The organism is Salinisphaera sp. G21_0 (assembly GCF_017744115.1).
GTDB lineage: Bacteria > Pseudomonadota > Gammaproteobacteria > Pseudomonadales > Endozoicomonadaceae > Endozoicomonas.
Window position 1 is genome coordinate 1 of sequence record NZ_JAGHQW010000166.1, and the last position, 1,439, is coordinate 1,439.

Annotated in this window: 1 protein-coding gene; it reads right to left on the minus strand. The window is 57.4% G+C overall.

From position 1 onward, the window contains the following. On the minus strand, positions 1-1,439 hold a 1,439-nt coding region (locus J7439_RS25435; RefSeq protein WP_209204853.1), incomplete at both ends, for a DUF1601 domain-containing protein.

The following is a 1,439-nucleotide window of genomic DNA, read 5'->3' on the forward strand; positions in this document are numbered from 1 at the left end:
TTCACGTGGGGCAATAGCGCGGCCACAGCCTCGTTGAGTTCTGGTATCTGCTCCTGCCCGTTGTCCACCAGTTTCGCCATGGCCCACAGCAGGTTGGCGATATGCTGAGGAATAAATTGGCCTTTCTGTGCGTTCATGTGGGGTAACAGCGCGGCCACGGCCTCTTTGAACTCCGGTGTCCGCTCCTGCCCGTTGTCCAGCAGTTTCGCCATGGCCCACAGAAGGTTGGCGATTTCCTGTGGTTTAAAGTTAGCTTTCTGTGCGTTCACGTGGAGCAACAGCGCGGCCACGGCCTCGTTGAGCTCTGGTGTTTGCTTCTGCCCGTTGTCCACCAGTTTCGCCATGGCCCACAGCAGGCTGGCGATTTCCTGTGGCTTAAAGTTAGCTTTCTTTGCATTCACGAGGGGCAACAGCGCGGCCACGGCCTCGTTGAACTCTGGTGTCCGCTCCTGCCCTTTGTCCACCAGTTTCGCCATGGCCCACAGCAGGCTGGTAATTTCCTGTGGTTTAAAGTTAGCTTTCTGTGCGTTTAAGTGGGGCAACAGCGAGGCCAGAGCCTCGTTGAGCCCTGGTGTCCGCTCCTGCCCGTTGTCCACCAGTTTCGCCATGGCCCACAGCAGGTTGGCGATAGCCTGTGGTTTAAAGTTAGCTGTCTGTGCGTTAACGTGGGGCAACGCTACAGCCACGGCCTCTTTGAGCCCTGGTGTCCGATTCTGCCCATTGTCCACCAGTTTCGCCATGGCCCACAGCAGGTTGGCGATACCCTGGGCATTAAATTGGTCTTTCTGTGCGTTCACGCGGGGCAACAGCGCGGCCACGGCCTCTTTGAACTCTGGTGTCTGCTCCTGTCCGTTGTCCACCAGTTTGGCCATGGCCCACAGCAAGTTGGCAATATGCTGAGGAATAAATTGGTCTTTCTTTACTTTCACGTAGGGTAACAGCGCGGCCACGGCCTCTTTGAACCCTGGTGTCTGCTCCAGCCCATGGTCCACCAGTTTCGCCATGGCCCACAGCAAGTTGGCGATACCCTGGGCATTAAATTGGTATTTCTGTGCGTTCACGTGGGGTAACAGCGCGGCCACGGCCTCTTTAAACCCTGGTGTCTGCTCCTGTCCGTTGTCCACCAGTTTCGCCATGGCCCACAGCAAGTTGGCGATACCCTGGGCATTAAATTGGTATCTCTGTGCGTTCACGTGGGGTAACAGCGCGGCCACGGCCTCGTTGAGCCCTGGTGTTTGCTCCTGCCCGTTGTTCACCAGTTTCGCCATGGCCCACAGCAGGTTGACAATACCCTGGGCATGAAATTGGTCTTTCTGTGCGTTCACGTGGGGTAACAGCGCGGCCAGGGCCTCGTTGAGCCCTGGTGTCCGCTCCTGCCCGTTGTCCACCAGTTTCGCCATGGCCCACAGCAGGTTGGCAATACCCTGGGCATGAAATTG